Here is a 12,653-nt window from a genome sequence, read left to right as displayed (position 1 = left end):
CTCCCGTGAGTCTGACGTTTGTCATCTGGATCTGGTGATCGACGGCACTACGGGGCGCGTGGTGTGTCGGGGAGCGTTGGTGCCATGACAGACCAACTCACTGACACGGCCTCGCCGGACGTCGTCCTGGCCGAGCTTCGCGGAGCGTCCAAGACGTTCGGGACGGGCGCAGCGGCTGTCCGTGCTCTTGTCGATGTCGACCTGACGGTGCGGGCAGGGGAACTGCTGGCCGTCTTGGGCCCGAACGGCGCCGGTAAGACGACCGCCCTCAGCATGCTGACGGGACTGAGCAGGCCGACCAGCGGCATGGCGCGCCTGTTCGGGAGGGACCCGCGGGATCTGGCGGCGCGCCAGCGGATCGGCGTGATGCTGCAGTCGTCTGGGGTCCCTGACACGCTGCGTGTGCGGGAACTGTTGACTGCGTTCCGCGGCTACTACCCGGCGCCGCTCCCCGTCGCATCAGTAGTGACGGCGGCCGGCCTGCAGGGCCTCGAGAATCGACTCTTCGGGACCCTGTCCGGCGGCCAGCAACGTCGAGTTCTCTTCGCCATCGCGCTGTGCGGCGATCCCGGGCTGGTGTTCGTGGACGAGCCGACCACTGGGCTGGACGCGGAGGCGCGGCGCACGCTGTGGGCGACCCTGCGTGAGCTGGCCGGCTCGGGCCGCGGGGTGGTCCTGACCACGCACTACCTTGAGGAGGCCGACGCCCTGGCCGATCGGATCGTCGTGCTGAACCAGGGCCGGGTGATCGCCGAGGGCAGCCCGTCGCAGGTGAAGTCCCTCGTGCCCGGTCGGCGAATCAGCGCGGAGTCCACGGTGACGGCCGCGGAGGCGTCCCGGTGGGCTGCGGTTCACCACGCGGTGCACGACGGTTCCCGGCTGGAGCTGCTCGTGAGCGAGGCGGAGCCGGTGGTGCGGCAGCTGCTGGCACGGGACCAGTCGGTCACCGGACTGACGGTCACCGAACCCACCCTGGAGGACGCGTTCCTCACCTTGACCAACCGGATGGAGGTGGCAGCATGAGCGCCACGACCACAACGACCGCACCGACCCAGCGGAATTCATCGGTGCCACAGCGTTACTCGCGTCGCCGGGCGGTCAAGGTGTATGGCACCGAGGCCCGGCAGGAGTTCCTCAAGCTGGTCCGGATACCGATCTTCGCGGCCAGCACGATCGCTCTTCCGCTGATGTTCTACGTCATCTTCGGGATCGCCTTCGCGGGGGAGCAGGCCGGTGGAGTAGGGGTCACCACCTACATGCTCGTCACCTACGGAGCGTTCGGCGTGATCGGAGCGGCGCTGTTCGGGTTCGGCGTCTCGGTGGCCGTCGAGCGGGGGCAGGGCTGGATGAGGCTCAAGCGGGTCGCGCCCATGCCGCCGTTGGCGTACTTCGTCGCCAAGGTGCTGATGAGTCTCGCCATCGCCACCATCATCGTGCTGGCCATGTTCGCCCTCGGCGCCCTCCTCGGAGGCGTCCGCCTCGGACTGGCCCAGTGGGTGGTCCTGGGGCTGGCGCTCGTTGCCGGTGCGTTGCCGTTCTCGGCGATGGGACTGGCATTCGGCTACCTGGTCGGCCCGAACTCGGCGCCGGCGGTGCTCAACCTCGCCTGGCTGCCGATGGCGTTCGCGTCCGGGCTGTGGATCCCGATCGCCCAGCTTCCCGAGCTGGTGCAGTCGGTCGCGCCGTTCTTGCCGCCGTACCACTTCGTCCAGCTGGCCTTGGGTACGATCGGAGCCTCCGAGGGCGGCTCACCTGCAGCGCATGCCGGGGCGGTGCTGGCGTTCACCGTGGTGTTCCTGCTCGTGGCGGCCTGGGGTTTCCGGCGCGACGAGGGACGCACCTACGGATGAGACGAGGGCCGAGGTGAACGAGCGCATCACCCGCTACGCCCCCTACGTGTGGCTCGTGTACCTCATCGCGCTGGTGTTCCAGCCGATGTTCGACCCGGACACCACTGCCGTGGACTGGGTGGCGACCGCCGTGATGGTCGCGGCCTTCCTGCCCCTCTACCGGGCCGGGCTGGCCGAGCGGGACCAGCGACGCCTGACTGTCCTGCTGGCCGCGATGGCTGGGCTCGGAGTCGTGGGAACCCTCGTCAATGCCGCAGCGGGCGTGTTCATCGTCTACGCCGCGGCCTTCGCCGGACGTCTGTCGCCGATCAGACGGGCCGTCATGACGGTCGCCGTGCTGGCCGGGCTCGCCGGACTGACCTTCCTGGTCTCCTCGACTCCCATGCCGTGGCGACTCCTCGCTGTGGCCCCCATCGTCGTGCTGGTCCTCGTGGCCGGGGCATCCGGGATCATCGCCGCCGAACGCGCCCGCACCCAGGCGCAACTGCGGCGGGCGAACGAGGAGATCGAGCGGCTGGCCACGATCGCGGAGCGGGAACGCATTGCACGTGACCTGCACGACCTGCTCGGCCAGACCCTGTCGGTGATCGTGTTGAAGGCCGAGCTCGCCTCTCGGATCTTGCCGGCCGACCCCGACCGGTCCGGTCAGGAGATGCGCGAGGTGGAGCAGACGGCCCGCACCGCGCTGGGCGAGGTACGCACCGCCGTTGCCGGGTACCGGGCGAAGGGACTGGGCGCCGAGCTGGTCAACTCGCGGCGCGCGTTGGCAGCTGCAGGAGTCGACGCCGACGCCGCCCTTGATCTGCCGGTCCTTCCGGCTGAGCACGAGGCTGCCCTCGCCCTCGCCATGCGCGAGGCGGTGACCAACGTGGTCCGGCACGCCGATGCCCGCCGGACCACCATCCGGGCCTGCGCCACGGCCGACGAGGTCGAGCTCGAAGTCACCGATGACGGGCGCGGAGCGAGTGGACGCGACGGGTCCGGCCTGTCGGGCATGCGGGAACGGATCACTGCCCTGGGCGGGCAGGTCGACCTGCAGACGGGACCTGCTGGCAGCGCCAGACCCGGCACCCGCGTTCTCGTGCGGCTGCCCCGCACGGCTCTCGACCCGGCGGTGCCGACCGCCACAGCCGAGCAATGAGCATCTCGGTCCTGCTCGCCGAGGACCAGCGCATGGTCCTCGGGGCGCTGGGCACGCTGCTCGGTCTCGAGCCGGACCTCGACGTCGTCGGCACCGCCGTCGACGGCGACGACGCGCTGCGGCTCGTGGGCTCACTTCGCCCGGACGTCCTGGTCACCGACATCGAGATGCCAGGTCGCACGGGCCTGGACCTGGCCGCCGAGATTCGGCGCCGCGGCCTACCGACCCGGGTCGTCATCCTCACCACGTTCGCCCGCTCCGGCTACCTGCGTCGCGCCCTGGACGCCGGGGTCGGCGGCTACCTGCTCAAGGACGCTCCCTCGTCGACGCTGGCCGCCGCCATCCGCACCGTCCACGGCGGGGGACGGGCAGTCGACCCTGCCCTCGCCGCGGACGCATGGGGCGAGCCCGACCCGCTCACCGAGCGGGAGCGTCAGGTGCTCCGCCTGGCAGGGGACGGGATGGGCAACGCCGAGATCTCGGCCAGTCTGCACCTCTCCGAGGGAACCGTGCGCAACTACCTCTCCGAGGCCATGCGCAAGCTGGCTGCACCCAACCGTACCGCCGCAGCCCGGCTGGCCCGTGAGCGCGGCTGGCTCTGAGCCGCATCCGGTCTGCGGCATCCCCGGACGGCGTCACCAGATCGAGTCGTATGCCGCTGAGCCGGCTCGCGCTCACCCCTTGCCAGCCGCTCGCGAACTGCACCAGCAAGCGGCAGCCAGCTCAGCGGCATACGCCCGTTTCTGCCTGCGGTGTGGGCAGCTGGTCATCGTCGAAGGTGCACTCTTGCTCGGGATTCCTGGCGAGGACTAGCGTCGTCCCTACTGCGAGGGGAGTGGGCATGGGGAGAGGAAGCAAGGCCGCCACCATCGCCGCGCTGTCCCTGGTGGCGATGGCGGCTCCTGCACTGGCCGCGGGCACGATCGGCTCGCCCGGCGTCGGAGACCCCTTCTTCCCGCTCGCGGGCAATGGCGGCATCGACGTCACGAACTACAGCCTCGACCTCGCCTACGACCCGCCGAGCCGCCAGCTCTCCGGCAGGGCCACGCTCCAGATCCGCGCGACCCAGGACCTCAGCCGGTTCGACCTCGACCTGCGCGGGTTCGACGTCGGCACGGTGAGGGTCAACGGGGACGTGGCGTCGGTCGCGCGGGACGGCCAGGAGCTCATGATCACGCCGTCGCACGCCCTGCGCAGCGGTGATGCCTTCACCGTGGTCGTGCCATACGCCGGCCAGCCTCAGACGGTCACCGATCCGGACGGCTCGAGTGAGGGCTGGGTCTACACGTCCGACGGCGCTGCGGTCGTCGGAGAGCCGCAGGGCTCACCCGCCTGGTACCCGGCCAACGACACACCACGGGACAAGGCGACGTTCACGGTCCGCATGACCGTCCCGTCCGGGCTCACCGCGGTGGGCAACGGCTCGCTGCAGAGCCAGCGGACGGCGAACGGGCGGACCACCTTCACCTGGCGTGAGAGCCGCCCGATGGCGCCCTACCTGGCGACCATCACCCTGGGCCGGTTCGACGTCACGACTGGCACGACCCCGAGCGGGATACCGACCTACGTCGCCGTCGACCCCAGGCAGGCGTCCTCGGCATCCGCGGTCCTGCGCAAGCTGCCCGAGATGGTGACCTTCCTCGAGAACCTCTACGGGTCCTACCCCTTCGAGACCGTCGGTGCGATTGTCGACGATGCTCCCGAGCTCGGCTACTCGCTGGAGACCCAGACCAAGCCGGTGTTCGACGACGCGCCCGACGAGGTCACCCTGCTCCACGAGCTGTCGCACATGTGGTTCGGCGACGCCGTCACAGTCGGCACGTGGCCGGACATCTGGCTCCACGAAGGGTTCGCGACGTGGTCGGAGTGGATCTGGACCGAGCGGCAGGGTGGCAAGTCCGCGGCCCAGCGGTTCAAGCAGCTGGCCAACACGCCTGCACAGCAGACCTCGTTCTGGAACCCACCGCCGGGCAACCCCGGGGATGCCCAGCACCTCTTCGACGGCACGATCTACCAGCGAGGTGGCATGACGCTGCAGGCGCTGCGCGAACGGATCGGCGATGCACGGTTCACCGACCTGCTGCGCACCTGGTATGCCGAGAATCGGTACGGCACCGTCACCACAGCGGACTTCATCGCCCTCGCAGAGCAGGTGAGCGGGCAGGACCTGCGCCAGTTCTTCGACATGTGGCTCTTCCAGCCGGGCAAACCGCCTGGCCTCTAGGGCGGCTTCGCTCCGACGACTCCTGGGAGGTTTGGCATATGTCGATCGAGCAGTGGTGGCCCCGGCTCAGTCCGGAGACACAACGTTGGCTGACCGAGCACAACGGCGAGCCACTCCCCGCCGAGGTTCTCCAGGAGATCACGGGCGTCGGAGGCGAACCGACGAGCGATGCCTCGTGGGTGGGGGAGCAGGGGCCGGACGGCCTCCACCTGTCCGACGCCGCCGTCGACTGGGTCGAGGCCGTGGCCAACGGTGAGGACCCAGCCCCTCCAGCCTGAATAGCCTTGCGGCTCAAGCCCTCTCGTTCTCCGGTAGCCCAGGCCGACTCCGCCGGGGAGGGAGAGCCCCTGCTCTTCGACCGAGGGCAGTTCTCCACCGTCGGCGAGGTCCTGCGGGTGCCCTCCGTCGACGTCCGGGCCGCCTGACACGCGTGTCGGCTCCACCTGCTGCAGGGACTACACGTTCATCGCGGGCGACAGGGTAGTGCTCCGGGCATATGACTGCTTGGGAAGGGTGTACGCCAGATCGACTGCGGTCTGGACCGCCTCGTCGTCGTTGAGACGGTGTTCTGCCACGAGCCGGGCGAGGTGGCCGGCATCGATCCGGCGAGCGAGGTCATGTCTGGCCGGGATGGAGGCGAAGGCGCGAGTGTCGTCGACGAAGCCGGAGGTGTTGTAGAAACCCGCTGTCTCAGTGGCCAGTTCGCGGAAGCGGCGCATGCCGTCCGGGCTGTCGAGGAACCACCACGGGGCGCCCAGGCGGACCGACGGGTAGGCGCCGGCGATCGGAGCCAGCTCTCGGCTGTACACCGTCTCGTCAACGGTGAAGAGGATGATCCGGAAGCCGGGGGCATGACCGTAGTCCTCCAACAGCGGCTGGAGGCCTCGCGTGAACTCAGTGGCCACCGGTATGTCGAAGCCCTTGTCCGCCCCGAACGTGCTGTGGGTGCGCCCGTGGTGGTTGCGCAGCACGCCGGGGTGCAGCTGCATGACCAGTCCGTCGTCTCGGGACATGCCCGCCATGACGTGCACCATGTGCGCGGCGAACGCGGCGGCATCCTCGGGTGACACGTGGCCTGACCAGGCGCGAGCGAAGATCTGGCTTGCCTCGGGCTCGGGCAAGGGGGTGGTGTCCGGGGTGAGGTGGCCGTGGTCGGTCGCGAGTCCACCCGCCTCGATGAAGGCCTGGCGACGGAGCCGAAGGGCGGCCAGGTAACCGGGATAGGTCGAGGTGTCCTCGTCGGCGCGCTCCCCAAGGGTCGTCACGTTCTGCCGCCACATCGGCCGGTCGAGGTGGACGACCGCGTCAGGGCGGAAGGTCGGGATGATGCGATCGCCGAGGCCCTGCTCGGCCAGGCGCTGATGGTGCTCCAGCGTGGCGGTGGCCGGGTCGGTGGTCGACAGGACCTCGATGCGGAACCGGTCCAGGAGCTGCTGCGGGCGGAAGTCCGGCTCGGCAATGCGCGCGGCGACAGCGTCGTAGAGGCTGTCCGCGGTCTCGGCTGAGGGCTGCTCGGTGGCTCCGAAGACCTCGACCAGCTCGTGCTCGAGCCAGTACCGGGACGGGGTTCCCCGGAACAGGTGCCAGTTCTCACAGAGCAGGCGCCAGATGGCTCTCGGGTCCCGCTGCACCGGGGCCCCGTCGTTCCTCGCCACCCCGAGGTCCTCCAGGCGGACGCCCTGCGAGACGAGCATCCGCGTGACGTAGTGGTCAGGGGTGATGAGCAGGCTGGCCGGGTCAGGGAAGGGCGAGTTGTCCGCGAAGACGGATGCCTCGACATGGCCGTGCATGCAGACCAACGGGAGGTCCTTCGTCTGCTCGTAGATCGCCCGTGCGATCGGGCGCTGTCGCTCGTCGGAGGGCAACGCTCGATCAGGGTGCAGGACGAGCGGGGACGGCATGAGACGGCTCCTTTGACGACGTCGAGCTCCACTCCACAGCGTCAAGGGGGAGCAGGTGATGAAAAGGGTTGCACGCGAGTTGCGGTCCACGCAAGACCACTCGGCCTGCAATGGTGTGCTGATCAGACTGGGGCTCAATGACTTACACAGGTCACCGTCTGCTCTTGTCCCATCTGAGAAATTTCGCCAACGCCATTGACATGGTCCTGCAATCGGTTTCAGACTGCAGGACGAACACCGACTCGATGACGAGGGAGGCGCGGCATGGCGGTCACCATCCGCGACGTGGCGAAGGCCGCAGGCGTGTCCCCGTCCACCGTCTCACGGGCGCTGTCGACGCCCGACATCGTCGACGCGGCCACCAGGGAGCGGGTCCTGCGCATCGCCGACCATCTCGGCTACCGGCCGAACCGGGCAGCCCGTGGCCTCATCACCGGCCGCACGGGCAACATCGGGCTGATCCTGCCCGACCTCGCCAACCCGTTCTTCCCCTCCGTCGTCAAGGGGATCCAGAGTCAGGCCCACGAGAGCGACTACCAGGTCTTCGTCGCGGACACCGACGAGGACCCCGGCGCCGAGCTCGGCCTCGTCCGCTCCCTGGCCAAGCAGGTCGACGGGATCATTCTGTGCTCCCCGCGCATGCGATCGTCCGAGCTGCGGGAGGCGGCCGGGTTGACTCCCGTCGTCCTGGTCAACCGCAAGTCCGGCTCCATCCCGTCCGTCGCCGTCGACAATGCGGATGGGATGCGGCAGGTCGTCGAACACCTTGCCCGGCTGGGTCACCGGCAGATCGGCTTCATCGCCGGTCCCCGCTCGAGCTGGTCCTCGAGGGAGCGCCTGCGGGGCCTCATGGCAGCCTCCGGCGCGTCGAATGTCGAGGTGGTCGAGCTGGGCAACTTCGCGCCGACCTTCGAGGGCGGAGCCGAGGCCGCCGAGGGCGTGCTCATCGCCGGGGTCACGGCTGTCATCGCCTACAACGACCTCATCGCCCTCGGGCTGCTCAACACCATGCGTCAACGCGGCATTGACGTCCCGGGCGGCCTGAGCGTGGTCGGCATCGACAACATCCAGATGTCGCACATGGTTCATCCTGCGCTCACCACGCTGAGCCTCCCGAAGGAGCGGGCCGGCCGCCGATCGGTCGACCTGCTCATCCAGCTCCTGGCCGACCCGGCCGCACCGGCCACGTTCATTCACGAGCTGCCCACCGAACTGCTCATTCGGCAGACCACCGGGCCTGCCCCCCAAGAGAAGCAACACCCGTCCGCAGGGCGCCCGAGCGCGCACCGCTAGAAGAAGGGACACTCCACATGCGCCTCCCCAAGCGCGTCACTTTCCCCACCACTGCGCTGGTCGCGGGCCTGCTCACTGTCGGCCTGGCAGCCTGCGGAGCCCCGAGCGCGCCGACGCAAGGGGGTGGAAACCCCACCGGCGAGGTCCCGGACAAGCCGTCCCAGCCGGTTGTGCTCAACGTGCTCGACGTGGCGGGCAACCTCCAGCTGACCCAGGGAATGATCGACGACTTCGTCAAGCAGCACTCCGACGTGATCTCCAAGGTGACCTACTCCAAGGCACCCGCCCCTGACCTCGTCGGGAAGATCAAGGCGCAGCAGGGTGCCGGGCGGGTTGACATCGGGCTGGTCCTGACCGGCACCGACGGCCTGTCGGCCGGCGCGGAGCAGGGACTGTGGCAGCAGATCCTGCCCACCCACGCAGACCGGCTCTCCAACATGTCCACCTATCTCGAGCCGGCCGCCAAGATGCAGGAACTCGCCGGCAACTTTGGCGTCACGGTGACGTACTACCCCTCCGGGCCCCTGCTGGAGTACATGCCCGACAAGGTGACCAACCCGCCGAAGAGCGCCGAGGAGCTGCTCGCCTACGCCAAGGCCAATCCCGGCAAGGTCGAGTACGCACGCCCCGCCAACTCGGGACCGGGGCGGACCTTCCTCATGGGACTGCCCTACATCCTCGGGGACAAGGACCCCAAGGACCCGATCAACGGCTGGGACAAGACCTGGGCCTACCTCAAGGACCTCGGGCAGTACATCAACAACTACCCAACGGGTACCACGCAGACCATGAAGGACCTCGCCAACGGCACGGTCAACGTCATCGCATCGACGACCGGCTGGGACATCAACCCGCGAGCGCTCGGCACGGTGCCCGAGTCGGCGAAGGTCAGCACGCTTGAGGGCTTCCACTGGGTGACTGACGCCCACTACGCCGTCATCCCCAAGGGTGCTTCGACCGACCAGCAGGCCGCCGTGCTGCAGCTCATCCAGTTCATGCTCACCAAGGAGCAGCAGGCAAAGGCCTACGACGACGGCTACTTCTACCCCGGCCCCGCCGTGAAGGACGTGACGCTGTCGATGGCCCCGCAGAAGAGCCAGGACACGATCGCCAAGTTCGGCCGTCCGGAGTACGACGCCCTCATCGAGAACAACCCCAAGGAGGTTCCGCTCGACAACAAGGCGATGGTCGCGGCCTTCGACAAGTGGGACCGAGAGGTCGGTGGGTCGAAGGTGCAGCAACAGTGACGAGCAAGCCACAGGAGTTCGCTGAGCTCCGACTGGAGGGCGTCGGCCGCAAGTTCGGCGGCCAGGACGCCCTCCAGGACCTCAACCTGACGATCCGGGCGGGCGAGTTCATCGCCCTGCTCGGGCCGTCCGGCTGTGGCAAGTCGACGGCGCTCAACTGTCTGGCCGGGCTGCTTCCGCTCACCGCGGGCAGCATCTGGCAGGACCAGACTCGGGTCGACACGCTGCCACCCGAGCGCCGCGGGTTCGGCATGGTGTTCCAGAACTACGCCCTGTTCCCGCACATGAGCGTTCGCAAGAACATCTCGTTCGGGCTGGAGATGCGCCGCCTCCCCAAGGCGGAGGTCGCTCGCCGCACGGAGGAGGCGGTTCGGCTGGTCCAGCTCGACGAGCATGCCGGCAAGCTCCCGGGTCAGCTCTCCGGCGGACAGCAGCAGCGCGTCGCAATCGCCCGAGCGGTCGTCCTCGAGCCCTCGCTCGTCCTGATGGACGAGCCCCTGTCCAACCTCGACGCCAAGCTCCGCCTCGAGATGCGCACCGAGATCCGACGTCTGCACCAGAGCCTGGGGCTTACCACGGTGTACGTGACCCACGACCAGGAGGAGGCCCTGTCCATGGCCGACCGCCTCGTCGTGTTGCGCAACGGCAAGGTCCAGCAGATCGGAGCGCCCGAGGAGCTGCACACGACGCCCGCCAACTGGCACGTCGCGGACTTCATGGGCTTCCGGAACCTGCTGTCCATGCGGGTCGTGGAGGCCTCGGGCCGGAGGGCCGTTGTCGAGGGGGCAGGTCGGCGCCTCACCGCGACTCCGGTCGCCGACATCGCCGTCGGAGACACCGTCGTCGTCGGCGTCCGCCCCGAGGACGTCGTCGTGGCCTCGGACGGTGCCGGTGTGAACGAGCTGCACGCCGACGTCGAAGTGGTCGAGTACCAAGGGAGGGAACTGGCAGTCGAGGCCCGCACTCGCGAGGGGTTCCGCCTGCACATCCGCACCGGACACCGCCTCGCGCCGGGGGACTCTCGCACCTTCACGGTCGACCCAGCTCGCCTGCTCGTGTTCGCGCAGGGCGACGAGCCACTACCGGAGGCGACGACGCTGGTCGCCTCCGATGCCGACGCGTCCGCACTGGTCGACAGTCGGAGTCCGTCGTGAGTGCGTCATCCGCCACCGGTCAGCAGGACCAGCACCACCGACTCAGTGCGCGTCACCGACTCGCGGAGCGCGGCATCGACAGTCAGCTGCTGCTGCTCGTGCCAGCGATCGTCTTCGTCATCGGCCTGTTCATCTATCCCTTCCTCTACGGGCTCGGCCTGTCCTTCCAGCCGGCCAAGGGCGGCAGTCCGTTCGCGGACTACCAACGGTTCTTCACCGACGCCTTCCAGCGAGACACCATCTGGAAGACCCTTCGCCTGGCGATCCCCGCAGCCCTCTTCAATGTGCTGGCCTCGGTGCCCATCGCATACCGCATGCGCGGCCGCTTCCGGGGCAAGAGGCTTGTCACGACGCTGCTCGTCATCCCCATCACCCTCGGTACCGTGCTCACGGCCCAAGGGCTGCTCAACTTCCTGGGACCGGCGGGTTGGCTCAACCGGACACTGACGAGCGCTGGGCTCGTCGATGAGCCGCTGCGCCTGATCAACAACTACTGGGGCGTGTTCTTCTCGCTGGTCATCACCGGATTCCCGTTCGCGTTCCTGCTGATCCTGTCCTACCTGTCCGGCATCGATCCCAGTCTCGAACGCGCGGCCGCCACCCTCGGAGCCGACTGGAGAGCCAGGTTCCGTCGGATCACCCTGCCGCTGCTCGCTCCCGGGCTCGCGACCACCTTCTGCCTCGCCTTTGTCCTGGCCTTCAGCGTGTTCCCCTCCGCGATCATCGTCGGCAACCCGACCGGCGAGACCCGGGTGATCTCGATCGCCGCCTACCAAGCAGCGTATGAGCAGTACGACTACCCGTTCGCGTCGGCGATCGCCATGATCATGGGTGCCGTCGAGCTGGCCGTCATCGCGCTGGTTCTGCTGTGGCGCAGTCGCTTCTACGTCGGGTCCACAGGAGGTAAGGGCGCATGACCACCGTTACCACCCGGCAGACCACCAGGGCGCCGGAGACCCCACCAGCCACCGATGGCCGCCGTCGCATCGTCGCGAGCCCCGGGGCCTGGCTGGTCTGGGGCGCCGTGGCCCTGTTCATGGTGTTCCTGTTGGGCATCGTCGGCTCGGTTGTCGTCAACTCGTTCGGCACCCGCTGGTTCGGGACGTGGCTCCCGGAGGGCTGGACGACCCAGTGGTACACCCAGGCGTGGACCGAGTTCGACCTCTTCCAGGTCGTCATCGTCACCCTCGAGGTGGCCGCGGCGGTGGTCCTCCTGTCGGTGCTCATCGGGGTGCCGGCCAGCTATGTCCTGGCGCGGCGCAACTTCCCTGGCAAGCGCCTGGTCTACCTCGCGTTCCTGCTGCCGATCATGATGCCCCCGATCACCTACGGCATCCCGCTGGCGACCGTGCTCTACAAGTTCAACCTCGCCGGCAACATCACCGGCGTCATCCTCGCCAACCTCGTGCCCTGTGTGCCCTTCGTCATCCTCACGATGACCCCGTTCATCGAGCAGATCGACCCGACCATCGAGAAGGCGGCCCGCATGTCCGGCGCACGCACCCTCTCGGTGTTCACGCGGATTCTCGCGCCGCTGCTCGTCCCGGGCATCCTCGCTGCGTCAATTCTCGTCCTGGTCCGCACCGTGGGGATGTTCGAGCTCACCTTCCTCACCGCGGGACCGGATTCCAACACCCTCGTCGTCGCACTCTTCAACTCGATGAATGCTGCCGGCATCCGGGCGCAGCAGTCGGTCGACTCGATGGCCGTGATCTACACGGGAGTGATGATGGTGCTGCTCGTCATCGCCCTCCGCTTCGTCAACCCGACGCAGCTCGTGGCACAGGTCAAGGAGGAGCCCCAACCGTGAGCGTCACCGGCCGGGGCGGACGGCTGTGGGGTG

The 12,653-nt window shown here is 68.5% G+C and carries 13 protein-coding genes; 12 read left to right on the top strand and 1 reads right to left on the bottom strand.

The window, feature by feature from the left end; genetic code table 11:
- The first annotated feature begins 84 nt into the window (after positions 1-84).
- The 7 genes from ABF401_RS14010 (at position 85) to ABF401_RS13980 (ending at position 5,640) form a co-directional block, all read left to right on the top strand.
- Complete coding sequence (locus ABF401_RS14010; RefSeq protein ID WP_353510184.1) at positions 85-1,023, top strand: ABC transporter ATP-binding protein; 939 nt, start codon at positions 85-87, stop codon at positions 1,021-1,023.
- Positions 1,020-1,850 (top strand): ABC transporter permease, encoded by an 831-nt coding sequence (locus tag ABF401_RS14005; RefSeq protein WP_353510183.1) that lies wholly within the window; start codon positions 1,020-1,022, stop codon positions 1,848-1,850. The genes ABF401_RS14010 and ABF401_RS14005 overlap by 4 nt, the downstream gene beginning before the upstream one ends.
- Positions 1,851-1,863: 13 nt before the next feature.
- A complete protein-coding gene (locus tag ABF401_RS14000) occupies positions 1,864-2,991 on the top strand; it encodes a histidine kinase (RefSeq protein WP_353510182.1) in 1,128 nt (375 codons plus the stop codon).
- Complete coding sequence (locus ABF401_RS13995; protein ID WP_353510181.1) at positions 2,988-3,593, top strand: response regulator transcription factor; 606 nt, start codon at positions 2,988-2,990, stop codon at positions 3,591-3,593. The genes ABF401_RS14000 and ABF401_RS13995 overlap by 4 nt, the downstream gene beginning before the upstream one ends.
- A gap of 239 nt (positions 3,594-3,832) precedes the next feature.
- Entirely contained in the window at positions 3,833-5,215 is a 1,383-nt protein-coding gene (locus ABF401_RS13990; RefSeq protein ID WP_353510180.1) for a M1 family metallopeptidase, read from the top strand.
- A gap of 38 nt (positions 5,216-5,253) precedes the next feature.
- Entirely contained in the window at positions 5,254-5,493 is a 240-nt protein-coding gene (locus ABF401_RS13985) for a hypothetical protein (protein WP_353510179.1), read from the top strand.
- A gap of 6 nt (positions 5,494-5,499) precedes the next feature.
- Positions 5,500-5,640 carry a hypothetical protein gene (locus ABF401_RS13980; RefSeq protein ID WP_353510178.1) on the top strand — a complete coding sequence of 47 codons (141 nt, stop codon included), beginning with the start codon at positions 5,500-5,502 and terminating at the stop codon, positions 5,638-5,640.
- Positions 5,641-5,670: 30 nt separating this feature from the next.
- On the opposite strand, the gene uxaC is transcribed toward ABF401_RS13980, so the two are convergent.
- The gene (gene uxaC, locus ABF401_RS13975; RefSeq protein WP_353510177.1) at positions 5,671-7,116 is read right to left on the bottom strand and encodes a glucuronate isomerase; all 1,446 of its coding nucleotides are present in this window, start codon (positions 7,114-7,116) and stop codon (positions 5,671-5,673) included.
- A gap of 264 nt (positions 7,117-7,380) precedes the next feature.
- Here uxaC and ABF401_RS13970 point away from each other — a divergent pair, with 264 nt between their 5' ends.
- Genes ABF401_RS13970 through ABF401_RS13950 form a run of 5 tightly spaced genes read left to right on the top strand, consistent with a single transcriptional unit; the run spans position 7,381 to position 12,620 of the window.
- The gene (locus ABF401_RS13970) at positions 7,381-8,409 is read left to right on the top strand and encodes a LacI family DNA-binding transcriptional regulator (RefSeq protein WP_353510176.1); all 1,029 of its coding nucleotides are present in this window, start codon (positions 7,381-7,383) and stop codon (positions 8,407-8,409) included.
- A 17-nt stretch (positions 8,410-8,426) separates the two neighbouring features.
- Positions 8,427-9,656 (top strand): ABC transporter substrate-binding protein, encoded by a 1,230-nt coding sequence (locus ABF401_RS13965; protein ID WP_353510175.1) that lies wholly within the window; start codon positions 8,427-8,429, stop codon positions 9,654-9,656.
- Positions 9,653-10,810, top strand: coding sequence for an ABC transporter ATP-binding protein (locus ABF401_RS13960; RefSeq protein ID WP_353510174.1), 1,158 nt, complete (start codon positions 9,653-9,655; stop codon positions 10,808-10,810). The genes ABF401_RS13965 and ABF401_RS13960 overlap by 4 nt, the downstream gene beginning before the upstream one ends.
- Positions 10,807-11,727 carry an ABC transporter permease gene (locus ABF401_RS13955; RefSeq protein ID WP_353510173.1) on the top strand — a complete coding sequence of 307 codons (921 nt, stop codon included), beginning with the start codon at positions 10,807-10,809 and terminating at the stop codon, positions 11,725-11,727. Before ABF401_RS13960 ends, ABF401_RS13955 begins: the two co-directional genes overlap by 4 nt.
- Entirely contained in the window at positions 11,724-12,620 is an 897-nt protein-coding gene (locus ABF401_RS13950; protein WP_353510172.1) for an ABC transporter permease, read from the top strand. The genes ABF401_RS13955 and ABF401_RS13950 overlap by 4 nt, the downstream gene beginning before the upstream one ends.
- Positions 12,621-12,653: the final 33 nt, after the last annotated feature.

It is taken from the genome of Intrasporangium sp. (genome assembly GCF_040414665.1).
Lineage (GTDB): Bacteria > Actinomycetota > Actinomycetes > Actinomycetales > Dermatophilaceae > Intrasporangium.
Note: the sequence above shows the minus strand (reverse complement) of the source record. Positions and strands in the feature narration are given on the sequence as shown.

Bases quoted from the DNA above. Each gene is read 5' to 3' on its own strand.
- ABF401_RS14010 (WP_353510184.1), top strand. From the start codon at position 85: ATGACAGACCAACTCACTGACACGGCCTCGCCGGACGTCGTCCTGGCC.
- ABF401_RS14005 (WP_353510183.1), top strand. From the start codon at position 1,020: ATGAGCGCCACGACCACAACGACCGCACCGACCCAGCGGAATTCATCG.
- ABF401_RS13995 (WP_353510181.1), top strand. From the start codon at position 2,988: ATGAGCATCTCGGTCCTGCTCGCCGAGGACCAGCGCATGGTCCTCGGG.
- ABF401_RS13990 (WP_353510180.1), top strand. From the start codon at position 3,833: ATGGGGAGAGGAAGCAAGGCCGCCACCATCGCCGCGCTGTCCCTGGTG.
- ABF401_RS13985 (WP_353510179.1), top strand. From the start codon at position 5,254: ATGTCGATCGAGCAGTGGTGGCCCCGGCTCAGTCCGGAGACACAACGT.
- uxaC (WP_353510177.1), bottom strand. From the start codon at position 7,116: ATGCCGTCCCCGCTCGTCCTGCACCCTGATCGAGCGTTGCCCTCCGAC.
- ABF401_RS13970 (WP_353510176.1), top strand. From the start codon at position 7,381: ATGGCGGTCACCATCCGCGACGTGGCGAAGGCCGCAGGCGTGTCCCCG.
- ABF401_RS13965 (WP_353510175.1), top strand. From the start codon at position 8,427: ATGCGCCTCCCCAAGCGCGTCACTTTCCCCACCACTGCGCTGGTCGCG.
- ABF401_RS13950 (WP_353510172.1), top strand. From the start codon at position 11,724: ATGACCACCGTTACCACCCGGCAGACCACCAGGGCGCCGGAGACCCCA.